Below are 17,666 nucleotides of genomic sequence, written 5' to 3' on the forward strand. Positions count from 1 at the left end.
GGTGGCTTTTTAGTCACCTCGTTTTTATGTAAAAAGAAAATTTCCACATTTTATGAGTATAATGTGGAAAACAAAAAGGCAGAGAATTTTATTTTCTCTGCCTTTAAAATAATATATAATTTTATATTGATTTACATTGAAATAAATGCACTGCCCTTAGCCGGTACAACAACTCTGTTCTTAATAATTTCTGTATCCATATATGGTGTACTTTGTGATGCTGAGAAAGGAATATCCATAATTACATCAACATCACCGGAGTTGAATGCACAGTAAATGCCTGACTTGTTGTCATATCTTAGGTAAGAGATAACATTGCCCTCAGCATAAACAGGTCTAAATTCACCGTCACAAAATGCTGAGATTGAACCTCTCATTTGACCCAGGTCTTTGTACCATTCTACAAGGTCATTGTCTTCCTTACCCCATGGGAAACCACATCTGTTAAATGGGTCACGATAACCTTCCATACCGGCCTCATCACCGTAGTAAACACAAGGAAAACCAGGTAATGTGTACTGAATACCGGTAGCAATCTTAACTAACTGCAAACCCACTTTTCTTTGTTTCTTAGTTAGTTTAGTTTCTGCTTGCCACTTACGGTCACGACCATTTAGTGGTTCACCGGCAATAACTGTTAAGATTCTCTCTGTATCGTGAGTAGAAAGTAAATTCATAAGAACTCTGATTACAGGTCTTGGATAATTTTCAAGTATATTTAAAATATTACTCATAACATACTTTGCATCAACACCCTTACAGAAATCAATAATTGCATTTCTGAAAACATAGTTCATTACTGAGTCTAGCTGGTCACCAAGAATAAATTTTCTTCTTGCACCGTAGCTTTCTTTATTTGATGCATCTTCCCATACTTCACCGATAACAAAGCCTTCCGGATTTTCTGCTTTAACTGCTTTTCTTAAATTTTCTAGGAAAACATCAGGTAATTCATCAGCAACATCAAGTCTCCAGCCTGAGTTACCGTCTCTCATCCATTTTCTTACAATACCGTTTTCGCCATTGATATATTCGTTAAAGTTAGGGTCTTCTTCGTGAACTTCCGGTAGTGTGTAGAAACCCCACCAACTGTTGTAGTTATTTGGCCATTCGTTAAACTTATACCAACTAAAGTATGGTGAATTTCTATCTCTATAAGCACCACCGTCACCATAGTTGCCAAATCTGTTGAAATATTTTGAGTCACAACCTGTGTGGCTGTAAACACCGTCATTAATAACATGAATACCTAGCTTTTTTGCCTCTTTACATAAAGTTTTAAAGTCCTCTTCTGTACCAAGCATTGGGTCAACTTCTGAATAGTCACCTGTGTCATAACGGTGGTTACTGTATGACTTTGAAATGGGGGTTAAATAAATACAAGTAACACCAAGTTTTTTTAGGTAGTCAAGTTTCATTATAATACCCTTTAAGTCACCTTGGAAAAAGTCAGTATTTGTAATTTCACCATTTTCATTAGGCCACCATTGTGGAAGACCATACCAATCATCCATAATTGTAATATCGTTTCTGTCTATATCTTTCTTTTCGCCACTAAAGAAAAATCTATCAGGAAAAATTTGATACATAATACCACCAACAGGCCACTTTGGAGTATCAAAACCTTTTTTATAGGAAGTAATCTGCCATGCTCTGCCCGGTGTATCGGAAATACAAGACTTTGTATCTACATTAGTAGGTATAATATACTTTATGCCCTCAGGTGTATGAATTCTGAAACCATGCCAATATAATCCTATTCTATCCGGTGTAAATTCACATTGCCACTTGTCATATTCATTTTCATGATTACAGTACCAGAACATTTTGTAATATTGCCAGTTGTAATCATAATCATACTTTATTGCCAGTTCAGCAAATGAACAGTTAAGGTTGTGTGGAACTCTAATTGTAATGCGTATTGCAGTACCTACTTCTACTGCACCGAATGGTGAACGATATGCTTCATTCCTTGAATCATATGGTGCTATCATTATTACCCCTCCTACTTCTGTTTATACAGAAACCAACTATCATTATACTCTTGTTTATTATATATTTCAACATAATACTATTTAAAATAGGGAAAATTAAGTAACAAAACCGATAGAATGATTACAATATTAATACATTACTTTTTCTTTTGAAGAAAAAAGATTATAATGATATTATAGAAGATATGCGTAAAAGAAAGGTAGTGTCCATTATGGGAAGACAGATAGTTTTTGTAGGGGGAAAAAGATTTACTATTATCACTGATGAAAGTGAAGAATATATGAAGAATATTGTGGAAAGACTTGATACCAGACTTCGTTCTATTATTTCCACAAATCCTAAGCTGGATAAGGACTCAGCAGCACTTTTGGCTTCTCTTGATTACTGTGATGAAGAATACAAAATCAAGAAGAAACTTGATGAAAACAAGGAACAGATGAAACAGTATCTTAGTGAGATTACTCGACTACATATGGAAATTGACAGCCTTAAGAGAGAAAAGAAAGAAATGCAAATTAAAATCAATAAGATTCTTAATGTTGATCCTGATGATGTTGTTACTGAAAAGCCATCAGAAAAGAAAATTATTGCAACAGGCAAAATTGAAAAGTCTGTACCTAAGATTCTTGGTGGTGCAGTTCAGCAAAGTCTTTTTAACAATACTAAGAAATAAGAGTAAAGTATATGAAAAAAATTGAAATTTTAGCTCCTGCAGGTAGCTTTGAGTCAGTTATTTCTGCCGTAAGAAGTGGAGCTGATGCAGTTTATCTTGGTTTACAAGATTTTTCTGCAAGAAAAGAAGCAAAAAACTTTTCTTTTGAAGAGTTAAAAGAAACAACTTCATATTGTCATATTAGAAATGTTAAAGTCTATGTTACTATGAACACACTTATCTTTGACAGAGAATTGGAAGATGCTTTAGAGTGTGTGAAAAAAGCTTGTGAATGTAACATTGATGCACTTATTGTGCAAGATATTGGCTTTGCAAATATGGTACACAAGGCTTGTCCAAATCTGCATTTGCATGGTTCAACTCAAATGAGTGTCCATACTTTAAGTGGTGCAAAATTACTGAAAGAAATGGGCTTTAACAGAGTTGTCCTTAGCAGAGAAATGTCCAGAGAAGAAATTAAGTATATTGCAGATAATGTTGATATTGAACTTGAAGTATTTGTTCATGGTGCATTATGTATGTGTGTCAGTGGTCAGTGTTATTTTTCTGCTATGCTTGGTGGCAGAAGCGGTAACAGAGGTTACTGTGCTCAAACTTGCAGATTGCCTTTTAAGGTTGACGGTTGTGATCATGCACTAAGTCTAAAGGATAATTCTATTATTTATTACCTTGATGATATGGAAAGTATCGGCGTAACTTCTGCTAAAATTGAGGGCAGAATGAAACGCCCTGAATATGTTGCATCAGCAGTCAAGGCCTGTTATGAAAAAAGAGAAAAAGGCTTTATCTCTACTGCTACAATGGAAAACTTAAAAAATGTATTTTCTCGTACAGGTTTTACTGACGGTTACTATACAAATCATTTAGGTCATGATATGTTTGGCTATAGAAAAAAGGAAGATGTAGTTTCTGCTACAGAAAAGTTGTTTAGAGAAATCAGAACTTCTTATAAAGATGAAATGCAGAGAGTACCTTTAAAAGGAAAGTTTACACTTAAAGAAAATGAAAGTCCTACCTTTGAAGTAACTGATGGTAAAAATGTAGTTATTGCTACTTGTGATGATGTTAAGGGTGAAAAGGCTCTAAAAGTTGCTTTAAGTGAAGAAAAAGCAGTTTCTCAGTTTTCTAAGACAGGTGGTACACCATATTATTTCAGTAATATTGAAGCTGAAATTGATGAGGGCATTACTGTACCAATCTCTTCCCTAAACAAAATCAGAAGAGAAGTTCTAAGTATTATGGATAGTAAAAGGGACTTTGATTATAATTATTACTTTACTATGCCTGAAATTGACTTTACACCGGCTGACCAAAGAATTACTGAAAAAAGAGCAGAAGTAAGAAAAATTGATGATAAAATCGGTAAAGATTATGACCTAATCTTTGTACCTATTACAATCAGTGATGAAGATTTAGAAAAAGTTAAGAAAAAATGCAATAAAATCGGTATCTCTGTACCTAGAGGACTTTTTGGCAGAGAAGATAAGATTATAAAAAAGCTAAAAGAGTTTAAGGCAAATGGTATCAATGATACTTTGTGCAACAATTTAGGTGCAGTTTATTTCTGTAAAGAACTTGGTTTTAATGTTCATGGTGGAGAATTCCTAAATATCACAAATACTGCATCTGTTTTGTGGGCAGAGGAATATGGTTTAACTGATATTTTGGTTTCTATTGAAATTACTGACGAACAAATCAACGCTTTAGGTGGTAATATTAAGCGAGGATTAGTAAGTTATGGATATATTCCACTGATGCTAACAAGAAACTGCCCTGTAAAGAGTGGTAGAAAAGACTGTAGAACTTGCAAAAAACATGGAAAAATGCAGGATCGTAAAAAATACGAATTTTCACTTTATTGTGACGGAAACTGTGTGGAAGTATTAAATTCCGTACCACTTAATATTCTCTCAGAGATTAATAAAAAGTTTTTCACATTTTTCACAATGGAAAAGTTCTATGTGGAAAACTCTGTGGAAAAGGTGGAAAACTACGGGGAAAACAATGGAAAACGAAGTCAAACCACAACATATACGCGTGGTATGTACTTCAGGGGCATAAAATAGTGTGGAAAACTATTTTCGAGGAATGATAATAACTTAAGTTTTCCACATTATTAACATTGCAATGTGAGGGAAACTTTACAACCTTGTAATATTTCTTAAAAAGCATTAAAAAGTTGTAATATTTTATATAAGTAAAATTATTATTTTTTTGATAAATAAATTTAAAATTCAACATAGTTTTATTTTTGCAAGATTTAATGTAATTTTGCAAGAAGGAGTAGAAAAATGAATGTTCTTAAGATAAAAAAGTTAAAAGAAAATGCAATTATTCCTAAAAGAGCAACTGAGGGTTCAGCCGGTATGGACCTTTATGCTTGTATTGACAGTAGTGTGGTTATTAATCCCGGTGACCTTGTAACTATTCCTACCGGTATTGCAATTCAGTTATCTAGTGGAGACTTTATGGCAAATATTTATGCAAGAAGTGGACTTGGTATCAAACACGGTATTTGTCTGTCAAACGGTGTTGGTGTTGTGGATAGTGACTACCGTGGTGAAGTTTGTGTCGGTCTTTGTAATGTTTCTAACAAACCATACACAATTGAACCTAATGAGAGAATTGCTCAGATGGTTATTGCACCTGTTTCTCTAATGAATGTGGAAGAAGTATCTTCCTTAGAAGATACAGTTAGAGGTGAAGGTGGTTTCGGCTCAACCGGTAAGAAATAATTACGGTTTTGTCACACTAATATTCGACTTGTTATTGTTGAAAACAAGGTGTTATTAATGTATAATACTTAAGCATTAAAAGCATTAAAAATGATGATTATTTTATACTATCAGAATTTTTGAGATTACTATTTTGAAAGGTAGATTGTATGTTTACTAAAGACATTGGCATTGACCTAGGTACTGCTAATACTCTTGTTTATATGAAAGGCAAAGGAATTGTTCTTCGTGAACCTTCTGTTGTAGCAGTTGATGTTCGTGAGGATCAGGTTCTGGCAGTTGGTGCTCAAGCAAAAGAAATGATTGGCAGAACACCCGGCTCTATTGCTGCAATTAGGCCATTAAAAGATGGTGTTATTGCTGACTTTGAAATAACTGCAATTATGCTAAAACACTTTATTAGAAAAGTTGTTCATAGCAATTTCTTTTCAAGACCAAGAATAGTTATCTGTATTCCAAGTGGTGTTACTCAAGTAGAGAAAAGAGCAGTTGAAGATGCTGCCCGTCAAGCCGGTGGCAGAGATATTGAGTTAATAGAAGAACCTATGGCTGCTGCTATTGGTGCAGGTTTGCCTGTTGGTGAACCTACCGGTAGTATGGTACTTGATATTGGTGGTGGTACATCAGAGGTAGCAGTTATTTCCCTAGGTGATATTGTTGCCCACAATTCTGTTAGAGTTGCCGGTGATAAATTTGATGATGCAATTATGACCTATGTTAAGAAAAAGTATGGACTGACTATCGGTGAAAGAACTGCTGAAGAAGTTAAAATTAATATTGGTTCAGCATATCCTCATGAAAATGAAAAGACAATGACAATAAAAGGCAGAAATACTGTTGATGGACTTCCTAAGGATGTTACCATCTCAGCAGAAGAAGTTAGAAACGCTTTAGCTTCACCACTTTCAACAATTATTGATGGTGTTATTGATACTTTAGAAAAAACACCACCGGAACTTTCTGCCGATATTATTGACAGAGGTATTACCTTAACAGGTGGTGGTGCATTGCTAAAAGGTCTTGATTTATTAATCAGCAGACAGACAGGTATGCCTGTGCATATTGCAGACAGACCACTTGACTGTGTAGCTGACGGTGCAGGTAAAAGGCTGGAAACTGTAATGCCTAAGGATTTTTACAGAGATAGAAGAAGATAATTTTCCTATAAACCCCACTTTGGTGGGGTTTAATTAAAAGTATGGGTTACTGAGGTATAGTATGAGAGAAATTTTCAGAACAAAAAGTTTTAAAATTTTAATAATAACTGTAGTTGTGTTGGCACTATGCACTATTTCATCAACTGCATTTGGTACAAATATTATTTCCTCAGCTGTGGGATATATAACTACAGGTATGCAGAGAGTTTCTGCCACCGTAACAGAAAATAACGGTAAAAAGTCTTATAGTGAGTTATTGGCAGAAAATGAAGAACTAAAGAAAGAAATTGCCACGCTAAGAACTCAACTTGCTGATTATAGCGACACTAAGGTTGAAAATGCCAGACTGTGGAAATTCTATGGTTTAAAGAAAAGTGATGACAGTTACGACTTTGTACCGTCAACAGTTATAAGGCGAGATAGCCAAAGTAAATTCTATTCTTTCACAATTGACAGAGGTACAAGTGACAATATTAATGTTAATGACCCTGTAATTTCTGAAAATGGACTGGTCGGTTATGTAAATAGTGTTAGCAGAAACCATAGTACAGTAACAACTATACTTTCACCTGACCTTTCTGCCGGTGGTTTTGATGTGAAAAGTAAGGATAAAGGCTTAATTTCAGGTGACCCTGAATATAGTGACAAGGGACTTGTTACCTTTAAAAAGTTAGAAGAAAATAATAAAATAAAAGTAGGTGACCAAATCTCTACTACAGGTGTTGGTGGAGTATATCCTAAGAATATTTCTATAGGTAAAGTAAAAGAAATTAAGTACAATGACTTTGATACTTCTCTTTATGCAGTAGTTGAACCTTATGAAAATATAAAAACCGTTTCTGATGTAGTGGTTATTACTTCTTTTAAGGGACAAGGTGAAGTTTCTGCTAAGGAGGATTAGTATGGGTGAAAGAAAATATACCTTTCTAAAGTTTTTTGCCTATGTAATAGAGATTATAATTTTTTACATACTTGAAGGTGTACCAAACCTTTTTCCGGATGTATTGCAAGGTAAACCACTTTTTCTCTTGCCTATTGCTTTATCAATAGGATTTTTTGAAAAAGAAATTACTGCTATGGTTTATGGCATAGTTTGTGGTAGTTTAATTGATTTTGGTGTAACCAGTCACTTTGGATTTTATACCTTTAGTTTGGCAATACTTTGTTTTTTTATAGGTTATATTGTGGAAAACTTTTTTAATTTATCTTTAGTTTTCTTTTTGATAGTGAGTGTTATTGCTGTACCTGTTCTTATAAGTTTGAACTTTGTGTTTACTTATATTGTTTTAGGTTATAGTGATTATATTACTTATTATGTAAATCATATTGTGCCTATTATGATTTATACATTTATTGTGTCACCGATTTTCTATGGTATTAATAAGGTGATTCATAATAAATTCAGTGTTGTAAAATAATAATTAAAATTAAAAATTTTCCTTACAATGGAGGTGATTATGTGGAAAACAAATTGAACCGTAGAGGTATCCTTGTACTTGTAATTGCAATAGTTATTTTTGTGGGTTTTATGGTAAGACTTTTCTTTTGGCAAGTTGTAGATGGTGAAAAGTATAAAGAAATTGCAAAGAACAATTCCACATATTCTTTAACTTCTAACAGAACAAGAGGAGAAATTCTGACAAGTGACGGTAAACCACTTGCCACAAACAAAACTATATATAATGTGGTACTGAAAAAAGGTTATATTGATGATAATAAGCTGAATGATACTATTATCAAGGTGCTTAATTTGTTAAAGACAAGAAATGAAAAGTGGATTGATAACCTACCTATTTCATACAAAAATAACAGTTATAGTTTTAAGAATGATGATAACAGTAAGGAAAATTTGTCATACCTAAAAAGTAAAGAATTTTTAGGTTATTTGGATATTGATAAAGATGATTCAGCCGATAACTTTGTGGAAAAGTTAGCAGATAGATATGATTGTAAAAATATTAAAAATGAAGAAGAAAAAAGAAATGTAATTTCAGTTAGATTTAATATGGAAAAAAGTAATTTATCAACTACTAACGACTATGTCTTAGCTGAAAATATTTCAAATGATATGATGCAAATTGTATCAGAAAATACCCAAAGTATGTCAGGTGTTGAAGTTGATACAGAAGTTGAAAGAGTATATAAAAACGGTACTTTAGCACCTCATATTGTAGGTACAGTCGGTAAAATAAACGAAGAGGAATATAACGAAAATAAGGGTTATGAACTTAATGACCTTATCGGTAAGTTTGGCATAGAAAAATCCTTTGAAAGTGAACTTCGTGGTGAAGTTGGTAAGGCTTATGTGGAAAAAAATTCTAAGGGAAATGTTATCGGTACTGTAGAAACTGAAAATGCAAAACCCGGTAATACTGTTTGGTTAACTATTGACAGTGGTCTTCAAAAGGTAGCTTTGGAGTCTTTGGAATATAATATTAATCAGTGTCACAGTTTAGTTGCCAATGACTGTGTAGCAGGTGGTGTTGTAATGCTAAATGTAAAGGACTTTTCAGTTTTGGCAGCAGCCTCATTCCCTACTTATGATATTTCAAAGTATAGTGATTATGACTACTACACTTCACTTTCTAATGATGAAACAACTCCACTTTACAGCAGAACATTTGACGGTGCATTTGCACCGGGTTCTGTTTTTAAACCTTGTGTTGCTTTAGCAGGTCTAGAGGAAGGAAAAATTACTAAGGACTCTGTAATAACCTGTACCCAAGATTATGACTACTACCCTACTGATATTGTTAAATGTATGGGTTATCATGGTGATACTTCACTAAATAAAGCACTTGCAGTTTCTTGTAACTATTATTTTGCAGAAGTTGGCAGAAGATTAGGTATAAACACTATTTACAGTTATGCAGAGAAATTTGGTTTAGGTCTCCCTACAGGTGTGGAAATTAATGAAAGCACAGGTATTCTTGCCGGTAGAGATAGCAAAAGTTGGACTGCCGGTAATACTGTACAAGCTGCTATCGGTCAAAGTGATAATGCATTTACACCGGCACAACTTGCAACTTATGTTGCTACAATTGCTAATAACGGTACAAGACTACAAACTCACTTAATGAAGAAAATTACTTCATATGACAGAAAAAAGACTATTAAAGAAAATACTGCTGATAATGTAGAAGTTAAGTCAACTCTAAAGGTAAATAAGGAAAACTTAAAGGCAGTACAAAAAGGTATGTGGAGTGTATGTAACGAAAGTGACGGTACTGCATATGATGTGTTCAGTAATTACGGTGTAACTGTTGCCGGTAAAACCGGTACTGCAGAAAACAGTGGTACAGACCATACGGTATTTATGTGCTATGCTCCATATGAAAAACCTGAGGTTGCAATTGCAGTAGTAGTTGAACATGGTTCAATGAAAAAATATTCAACAGATGTTGCAAAAGCACTTCTTGATAAATATTTCTATAACAAAGACTATACTCCAAGTGAAGAGTGATTTTGGCAAAATTATTGATTATAATGATTTATTTGTTATTTTGTAAGAAAATTTTTAGTGATTTGACAAAATATAAGTGATTTTTTAAGATTTTAGTGTATAATATTTATGTAATAATTAATATTTTACATATAAAATTAATATTGATTATGAACATTAGTGTATATTTTATTCAATATGCCTAAATTTTAATTAATTTATTCTACACTATAAAATTTGTTTATCTTTCGATTTTGTGATAGAATGTATTAGAGGTGTACTATGAGTCAGATTATTGTTTTAGCTTCCGGTAAGGGTGGTACAGGTAAAACAACTGTTACCGTTAACCTTGCAGTGGCTTTGTGTAATAAAGGAAAAAAAGTATTATTAATAGATTGTGACTGTGGAATGAGAGGTCTTGACCTAATGCTTGGTCTTGACAAGAACCTTGTCTATGACACCAGTGATGTTATTGCCGGAAACTGTTTTACTGAGGATGCTATCTATAAGTATGAACCGGTTGAGGGTTTGTATCTGTTACCGGCACCAATTGACACAGATGATGAAATTTCACCACAGGTTATGAAACAGTTTACTGATACTATTAAGAATAGTTACGACTATATTTTGATTGACTCCCCTGCCGGTATCGGTAGTGGATTTATAACAGCAATTACACCTGCTGACAGAGCAATTATTGTTACTAACCCTGAACCTACAAGTGTTAGAGGTGCAGTAAAGGTTAGACAAGCATTGCTAAAACATAATGTTGATAATATCAGACTTGTTATCAATAGACTGAATGTTAAAAACTTTAAGGAACTTGGTGTTTATCAAGATTTAGATGAAGTTGTTGATAAAAGCGAAACAAAACTTATCGGTGTTGTACCGGATGACTATAGACTGGTTAGCTTTAGTCAGACAGGTAAGCCAAACTTAAACAATTCTATTTCTAAGGAAGTTTTTGATAGAATTGCCGATAGACTAACAGGTAAAAATTTGCAACTTGCTTTTCCAAAGAAGTTTTAAATTTATTTGATATATAGAATAGATAAGAAAAGGTATTTTAAGGATATATGGAGGTTTTACGATGAATATTGCACTTATTGCTCATGATGAAAAGAAAGAACTAATGGTTCAGTTTTGTATTGCTTATTGTGGTATTCTTAGCAGAAATATTATTTGTGCTACAGGTACAACAGGTAAACTTGTTGAAGAAGCAACAGGTCTAGAGGTACAGAAGTTCCTTGGTGGTAGCCAAGGTGGTGACCAGCAGATTGCCGCAAGAATAGCTTGTAATGAAATTGATATGCTACTATTTTTCAGAGACCCACTAAATCCAAAGCCATCAGAACCAAATGATATGAACCTTCTAAGACTTTGTGATATGCACAACATCCCTGTAGCAACAAATATAGCTACAGCAGAAGTTCTTATTCATGGTCTTGAAAGAGGCGACCTTGATTGGAGAAATATTGTTAAATAATTTACCTTATATATAGTATAGGATAATTATGCCTATTGAAAGGAAAGAGAAATGGGAGATATTATTAGAAAGATTAAAGGTACAGAGGACATTATGCCTAAGGATGTCTACAAGTGGCAATTTGTAGAAGATGTTATGCGTCAGCAGGCTGAGTCTTTTGGTTACAAAGAAGTTCGTACACCTGTTTTTGAGCAGACTTCTCTATTCTCAAGAGGTGTTGGTGAAACAACTGATGTTGTTCAAAAAGAAATGTACACATTTTCAACTAAGGGTGACGCAAGTATTACACTTCGTCCTGAAGGTACTGCCGGTGCAGCCAGAGCATTCCTTGAACATGGTGTTCAAAACGACGGTTTACCATCAAAGCAATATTATCTAATTACTTGTTATAGATATGAAAAGCCTCAGGCAGGTCGTCAAAGAGAATTCCACCAGTTTGGTATGGAAGTTTTCGGTACACAAAATCCTGCAGCCGATGCTGAGGTTATCTGCCTAGCAAACGGACTTTTCGAGAGATTGGGTTTATCAAATATCAGACTTGAAATTAACTCAATCGGTTGTCCAAAGTGTAGAGCAGAGTACCACAAAAAGTTAAAAGAATATTTTTCTAATTATAAAGACCAATTGTGTGAAACTTGTCTTGGCAGATTAGACAGAAACCCTATGCGTATCATTGACTGTAAAAGTCCTATTTGTAGTGGTATTGCTAAGGATGCACCAAAGGTGATTGATTTTCTTTGTGACGAATGTAAAGAACACTTTGAAAGCGTTAAGTCTTATCTTGATGTTGCAGGTGTTAAGTATGAAGTTAATCCATCAATCGTAAGAGGTCTTGATTATTATACAAAGACAGTTTTTGAATTTGTTTCAGATAATATCGGTGCACAAGGTACAGTTTGTGGTGGTGGACGATATGACGGCTTAATTGAAGAATTAGGTGGTCAGCACACTCCTTCACTGGGTTGTGCAATGGGTATTGAAAGACTACTGTTATTAATGGAAAACAGTGGTGTTGAAATTCCTAAGCCTGAAACTTGTGACTTATATGTTGCATCAATGGGAGAAAAAGCTCAGCTAAAGGCTTTCTCAATTGTAGAAGAAGTCAGAAAGTCCGGACTGTTTGCTCAGAGTGATATTGTTGGCAGAGGTCTTCGCCCACAGATGAAGTTTGCTGACAAAATCGGTGCTAAGTTCTCAGTTGTTATTGGTGACAACGAAATTGAAGAAAATAAAGCAGAAGTTAAAAATATGGAAACAGGAGAAAAAACTACTGTTTCATTAGATGACTTTGTTTCAAATTTTCAGGATGTACTTATTGATGCTGAAACAAAGAAAATAGCAGAGATGTAAGAAGTAGGAGAAAATTATGGCAGAATATATGGGAGAACTTCGCCGTACCCATTATTGTGGCGATTTAAGAGAATGCAATGTAGGTGAAACAGTTGTTGTTTGTGGCTGGGTTGCAAAGCAGAGAGATTTAGGACAGTTGATTTTCATTGACTTGCGTGACAGAACAGGTGTTGTTCAGTTAGCTTTTAATGAAAGTACAGAAAAAGAAATTTTTGACAAAGCCTTTTCTGCAAGAGCAGAATATGTTCTTTGTGCAAAAGGTGTAGTTCAGGAAAGAAGTTCTAAGAACCCTGACATTAAAACAGGTGATATTGAAGTTCTTGTTGAGGACTTAAGAGTTCTTTCAAAGGCTCAGACACCACCTTTTGAAATTGTGGATGACTGTAAAACAAGTGAAGATGTTAGACTAAAGTATCGTTACCTTGATTTAAGAAGAAAACCTTTACAGAATAACATTATTATGCGTTCTAAGATTGCAAAGGTTGCTCGTGACTATTTCTATGAAAACGGCTTTATTGAAATTGAAACACCAATGTTAATTAAGTCAACTCCTGAAGGTGCAAGAGATTACCTTGTTCCGTCAAGAGTACATAAGGGTAGCTTTTATGCCCTACCTCAGTCACCACAAATTTATAAGCAGTTACTAATGCTTTCCGGTTTTGACAGATATATTCAACTTGCAAGATGCTTTAGAGATGAAGATTTAAGAGCTGACAGACAACCGGAATTTACACAGATTGATATGGAACTTTCATTTGCTTCTATGGAAGAAATTATGGAAATCAATGAAGGTTTGTTTAAGAGATTATTTAAAGATATTCTTGGCAAAAATTTGGAAACTCCATTTGAAAAAATGACATATGCCGATGCTATGAATCGTTATGGTTCTGATAAGCCTGATGTTCGTTTCGGTATGGAAATTTGTGATGTTTCCGATGTTGTTAAGGAATGTGGCTTCGGAGTATTCTCCGGTGCAGTTAAAAACGGTGGTAGTGTTCGTTGTATCGTAGCAAAGAACTCTGCATCTGTATTAACAAGAAAAGAAGTAGATAAATTAACTGAATATGTTAAGGGCATCGGTGCTAAGGGTCTTGCATTTATCCGTTGGGTAGATGATGAACCATCTTGTGGCTTCAAGAAATTCTTAACAGATGAAGAATTTAATAGTATTATCAGCACTTGTGGTGCAGAAAAAGGCGATGTTGTACTATTTGTTGCAGATAAGAATTCTGTTGTACTTCCAACTTTAGGTGCATTAAGATTAAAAGTTGCTAAGAAACTGGATATTATTCCAAATGTATTTAAATTTGTTTGGATTGTGGATTTCCCATTCTTTGAATTTGATGAAGAAAGTGGCGAATGGGTAGCAATGCACCATCCATTTACAATGCCTAAGGAAGAATGTTTACAGTATCTTGATACTGACAAGGGTAAGGTTGTTGCTAAGGCTTATGACCTTACACTTAACGGTACAGAACTTTCATCAGGCTCAATCAGAATTACTGATTATGAACTTCAGCAAAAAATGTTTAAGGCACTTAAGCTTACTGATGAAGAAATTGAAGCTAAGTTTGGTTTCTTAGTTGAAGCATATAAGTATGGTGCTCCCCCACACGGTGGTATGGGTATCGGTCTTGACAGAATCGCAATGTTACTTTCAGGTGCTGAAAGTCTAAGAGATGTTACTGCGTTTCCTAAGGTACAAAATGCCTCAGAATTAATGAGTCAAAGCCCTGCTCCGGTTGATCAGGAAAGTCTTGATGTTCTAGGTATTGAAGTGGTTTCGGAATAATACACAAAACCGATAATAGTTAGTAGTGCAAAACTACTAATCGTACATAAAAAATTAACATTTTTTGTTGCTTTAAATATAGATTTTTATGGGCGATTATTATATAATAGTAGTACTGAATAGTACTGAGAAATTTAATTTTAGGATGTGAATTTTTATGAAAAAGTCAGTATCTTTGCTACTAACAGTTTTAATGGCAATGTCTATTATCACTGTAGCAGCAACATCAGTTTCAGCAGCTGAAACTGCAAAGGTAAATGATAAGGACTGCTATGTTGGACAGAAAGTAGTTTATACTTACTTCCTACAAGCTCCCGGTAAAGCAGAAGACTTCCAGGGCCAACTAGAATATACAGATGGTCTTAGTCTAGAAAAGGTAGAAATTTCTGATGCTTCCGGTGTAATGATTGACGGTGAGAAGGGTGTTATGGTTAACACTGCAATAAGCAACAATGTTTATTACAGTGGCGTTAACATTAACGAAGGTTATGATTACACTACTAAATCTGCTTTCATTACAGCAGAATTTTTAGTTGAAAAGTCCGGTGACCAGACAGTAGCTAATAAGCTGGAAATTCTTTCAGGTTCAAACGGCACACAGTATGTAGAAGACTACAAAGCTATTGAAGGTGTTCAGTCTTCAGATGAAACAACTGTACAGCCTGTTGATGCTGAGAGCGTTAAGTTGAATGTAACTGCTAAGACAGTTTATGCAGGTTCTAAGTTTACTCTAAAAGCTACAGTAACTCCTGAACTTGCTTCTGCAACTAATGATGTAGATTGGTCTTCATCAAAAGAAGCAGTTGCTACAGTTGACAACGGTGTTGTAACTGCTAAGAAAGCCGGTTCAGCAGTTATCACTGCAAAAGTTGGTGCTGTTACTGCAACATGTAAGGTTACAGTAAGACAGCATGTAACAAGTGTTAAGCTAAATGCAACAAGAAAAGTTCTTTACAATGGCAAGGCAACAACTCTAAAGGCAACTGTTTATCCATCAAATGCTTCTAATAAGGCAGTAACATGGAAAACATCAAACAGTAAAGTTGCTACAGTAAATGCAAAGGGTGTTGTAAGAGCTAAGAAGCCTGGTTATGCTTATATTACAGTAACAACTAAGGATTCTAAAAAGACTGCTAGATGCAAGGTTACTGTTAAGGCTCAGAAGGCTACAAAGGTAACAGTAAATGTTAAGAAGTCAATTTCACTACAGAAGAAGGGTAAATCAGTAAACATTAAAGCAACAGTTTCTCCTTCAAATACATATAACAAGGCAATCACAGTTTCTAACTCTAAAAAGAAAGTTGTTAAAGTTTCAACTTCTAAGATTAGATCTGGTAAGACAGTTAAGGTAACTGCTCTTAAGAAGGGTTCTTCAAAAATTAAGTTTACTGCTGCTGACGGTTCAAGAAAGTCAACTACAGTAAAGGTAACAGTTAAGAAGTAAAATTCTTAAATTAATAAGCTATCGGCACCTCCGAAGAAATTCGGGGGTTGCCGTTTAGAAAAAAGAACAATAAAAAGAAAGGAAAAGACGCCAATGAAAAAAATACTTTCAGTAGTGCTATCTGTTGTAATCCTTATGTCTATGATGGTTACAGGTTTCACCGTAGGTGCAGCTTCAACAGATAAGGCAACTATCAATGGCAAAGAAGTTTCTGTTGGTTCAAAGGTAACTTACAAGATTGACCTAAAGACTGCTTCAAAGATTGAATCAGTTCAGGGTGTTGTAAACTTTGATTCTAATGTTCTAAAGTTAGATTCATTTACTATGCCAAACACAACTTCTAATTATCTACCAAACACTAATATTGCAGGTGAAGTTCATTATGCTGCATATAGTGTTGACGGTGATTTTGATTTTTCTTCACAGAAAAATTACATCACTGCAGAATTTACAGTTATTAAGGCTGGTACATCTTCAATTACTCATAACTATGAAGTTCTTGATGATGCTAACTCAAAGACATTACTAGACAGTAATAAAAAGCCTAATAGCAGTGTACAGGAAACAACAAATACAACTGTAGGTGAAGTAGTACCTTCTGATACTGCTATCATCAACGGTGTTAAATGTAAAGTTGGTTCAACTGTTACATTTAATGTATGGGTAAAAGCTCCAAGAGTTGCTGAAGATTATCAGGGTAGAGTTTTCTATACTAATGATATTCTAACACCGAAGTCAGCTAGTGGTAAATCTAACGGTGCTTCAGCTATGTATAATCTACATGATACAGAAACTTATCCTGGAAAAGACATTGTTTCTTATACCTGGATGGATTTCCGACATCCTGTAGATTTTTCAACTGAAGATAAGATGGTTTCAGTAACATTTGATGTTACTGCTTCAGGTAGAGGAACAATCGAAAGCTATATTGAATGCTTTGATGATATAGATGACAATTATATGATTCTTGATGGTAAAATTCTACTTGACGGTGTTACTGTAAGAACAGAAGTTGTTCCATCAGAAGTTCCACCTGAACCTACAACAACATCATCCACAACTGCAACAACATCTTCTACAACTGCAACAACAGCAACAACAGCTACAACAGCAACTACTGCTCCTCGTCCATCAAAAACAACATTCAATGGTAAAGAAGTAAAAGTTGGTGAAGAAGTTACTGTTACATATATGATTCAGGCTGATAAGCTTTGTGAAGATTTCCAAGGTTACTTTAAATATGGTAACAAGACAGTTGGTGACACAACAGGTATTGAACTAACAAAGTTTAGCCTAAAGAATATGCCTGGTACAATGGTAAATACAGATCCTGCTGGTAAGGCTGTATTTACAGGTTCATCATTTGACAAGCCATATGATTTTAGAACAAAGACTCAGTTTGTAACAGCTACATTTAAGGTAACTAAGGCTAATTGTGCATATTTTGCAGAAGCAGAAATGTATATCCTAAGTGCAGTAGATGGTACTGATTATGTAAACCAGGGTGTTGTTAAGAATCCATTTACATGGGATGGTTCAACATCTACAGAACCAACAACTACATCAAGCACAACAAAGCCATCAGGTGACTA

14 protein-coding genes are annotated in these 17,666 nt (G+C 34.5%); 13 read left to right on the forward strand and 1 reads right to left on the reverse strand.

Features of this window, described 5'->3' with window-relative positions:
- Positions 1 to 131 precede the first annotated feature (131 nt).
- Complete coding sequence (locus WMO18_RS04500; protein WP_211147263.1) at positions 132 to 1,994, reverse strand: glycoside hydrolase family 13 protein; 1,863 nt, start codon at positions 1,992 to 1,994, stop codon at positions 132 to 134.
- A 149-nt stretch (positions 1,995 to 2,143) separates the two neighbouring features.
- Between WMO18_RS04500 and WMO18_RS04505 the strand changes: the two genes are divergently transcribed.
- The 13 genes from WMO18_RS04505 to WMO18_RS04565 all read left to right on the forward strand — a co-directional run.
- On the forward strand, positions 2,144 to 2,668 hold the full coding sequence (locus tag WMO18_RS04505; RefSeq protein WP_367286382.1) for a cell division protein ZapA: 525 nt from the start codon (positions 2,144 to 2,146) through the stop codon (positions 2,666 to 2,668).
- An 11-nt stretch (positions 2,669 to 2,679) separates the two neighbouring features.
- Complete coding sequence (locus WMO18_RS04510) at positions 2,680 to 4,734, forward strand: U32 family peptidase (RefSeq protein ID WP_211147265.1); 2,055 nt, start codon at positions 2,680 to 2,682, stop codon at positions 4,732 to 4,734.
- Positions 4,735 to 4,959: 225 nt separating this feature from the next.
- Positions 4,960 to 5,403, forward strand: a complete 444-nt coding sequence (gene dut, locus WMO18_RS04515) for a dUTP diphosphatase (RefSeq protein ID WP_211147266.1) — start codon at positions 4,960 to 4,962, stop codon at positions 5,401 to 5,403.
- Positions 5,404 to 5,552: 149 nt separating this feature from the next.
- Positions 5,553 to 6,560, forward strand: coding sequence for a rod shape-determining protein (locus tag WMO18_RS04520; RefSeq protein WP_211147267.1), 1,008 nt, complete (start codon positions 5,553 to 5,555; stop codon positions 6,558 to 6,560).
- 61 nt (positions 6,561 to 6,621) lie between these two features.
- Positions 6,622 to 7,461 carry a rod shape-determining protein MreC gene (gene mreC, locus WMO18_RS04525; protein WP_211147268.1) on the forward strand — a complete coding sequence of 280 codons (840 nt, stop codon included), beginning with the start codon at positions 6,622 to 6,624 and terminating at the stop codon, positions 7,459 to 7,461.
- Between the two features lies 1 nt (position 7,462).
- Positions 7,463 to 7,978 carry a rod shape-determining protein MreD gene (gene mreD / locus WMO18_RS04530; protein ID WP_367286383.1) on the forward strand — a complete coding sequence of 172 codons (516 nt, stop codon included), beginning with the start codon at positions 7,463 to 7,465 and terminating at the stop codon, positions 7,976 to 7,978.
- 41 nt (positions 7,979 to 8,019) lie between these two features.
- The gene (locus WMO18_RS04535; RefSeq protein ID WP_367286384.1) at positions 8,020 to 10,023 is read left to right on the forward strand and encodes a penicillin-binding transpeptidase domain-containing protein; all 2,004 of its coding nucleotides are present in this window, start codon (positions 8,020 to 8,022) and stop codon (positions 10,021 to 10,023) included.
- A 261-nt stretch (positions 10,024 to 10,284) separates the two neighbouring features.
- Positions 10,285 to 11,031 carry a septum site-determining protein MinD gene (gene minD, locus WMO18_RS04540; protein ID WP_211147953.1) on the forward strand — a complete coding sequence of 249 codons (747 nt, stop codon included), beginning with the start codon at positions 10,285 to 10,287 and terminating at the stop codon, positions 11,029 to 11,031.
- Positions 11,032 to 11,092: 61 nt separating this feature from the next.
- Complete coding sequence (gene mgsA / locus WMO18_RS04545; RefSeq protein ID WP_022505865.1) at positions 11,093 to 11,488, forward strand: methylglyoxal synthase; 396 nt, start codon at positions 11,093 to 11,095, stop codon at positions 11,486 to 11,488.
- A 51-nt stretch (positions 11,489 to 11,539) separates the two neighbouring features.
- Complete coding sequence (hisS, locus tag WMO18_RS04550; protein ID WP_022505864.1) at positions 11,540 to 12,838, forward strand: histidine--tRNA ligase; 1,299 nt, start codon at positions 11,540 to 11,542, stop codon at positions 12,836 to 12,838.
- Between the two features lie 16 nt (positions 12,839 to 12,854).
- Positions 12,855 to 14,630 carry an aspartate--tRNA ligase gene (gene aspS, locus WMO18_RS04555; protein WP_211147952.1) on the forward strand — a complete coding sequence of 592 codons (1,776 nt, stop codon included), beginning with the start codon at positions 12,855 to 12,857 and terminating at the stop codon, positions 14,628 to 14,630.
- Between the two features lie 157 nt (positions 14,631 to 14,787).
- Positions 14,788 to 16,074: an Ig-like domain-containing protein gene (locus WMO18_RS04560; protein ID WP_211147951.1), complete on the forward strand. Its 1,287-nt coding sequence runs from the start codon at positions 14,788 to 14,790 to the stop codon at positions 16,072 to 16,074.
- 93 nt (positions 16,075 to 16,167) lie between these two features.
- The coding region (locus WMO18_RS04565) for a cohesin domain-containing protein (RefSeq protein ID WP_367286385.1) at positions 16,168 to 17,666 on the forward strand (1,499 nt) is incomplete at its 3' end.

This window comes from Ruminococcoides intestinihominis (assembly GCF_040096285.1).
Classification (GTDB): domain Bacteria; phylum Bacillota; class Clostridia; order Oscillospirales; family Acutalibacteraceae; genus Ruminococcoides; species Ruminococcoides intestinihominis.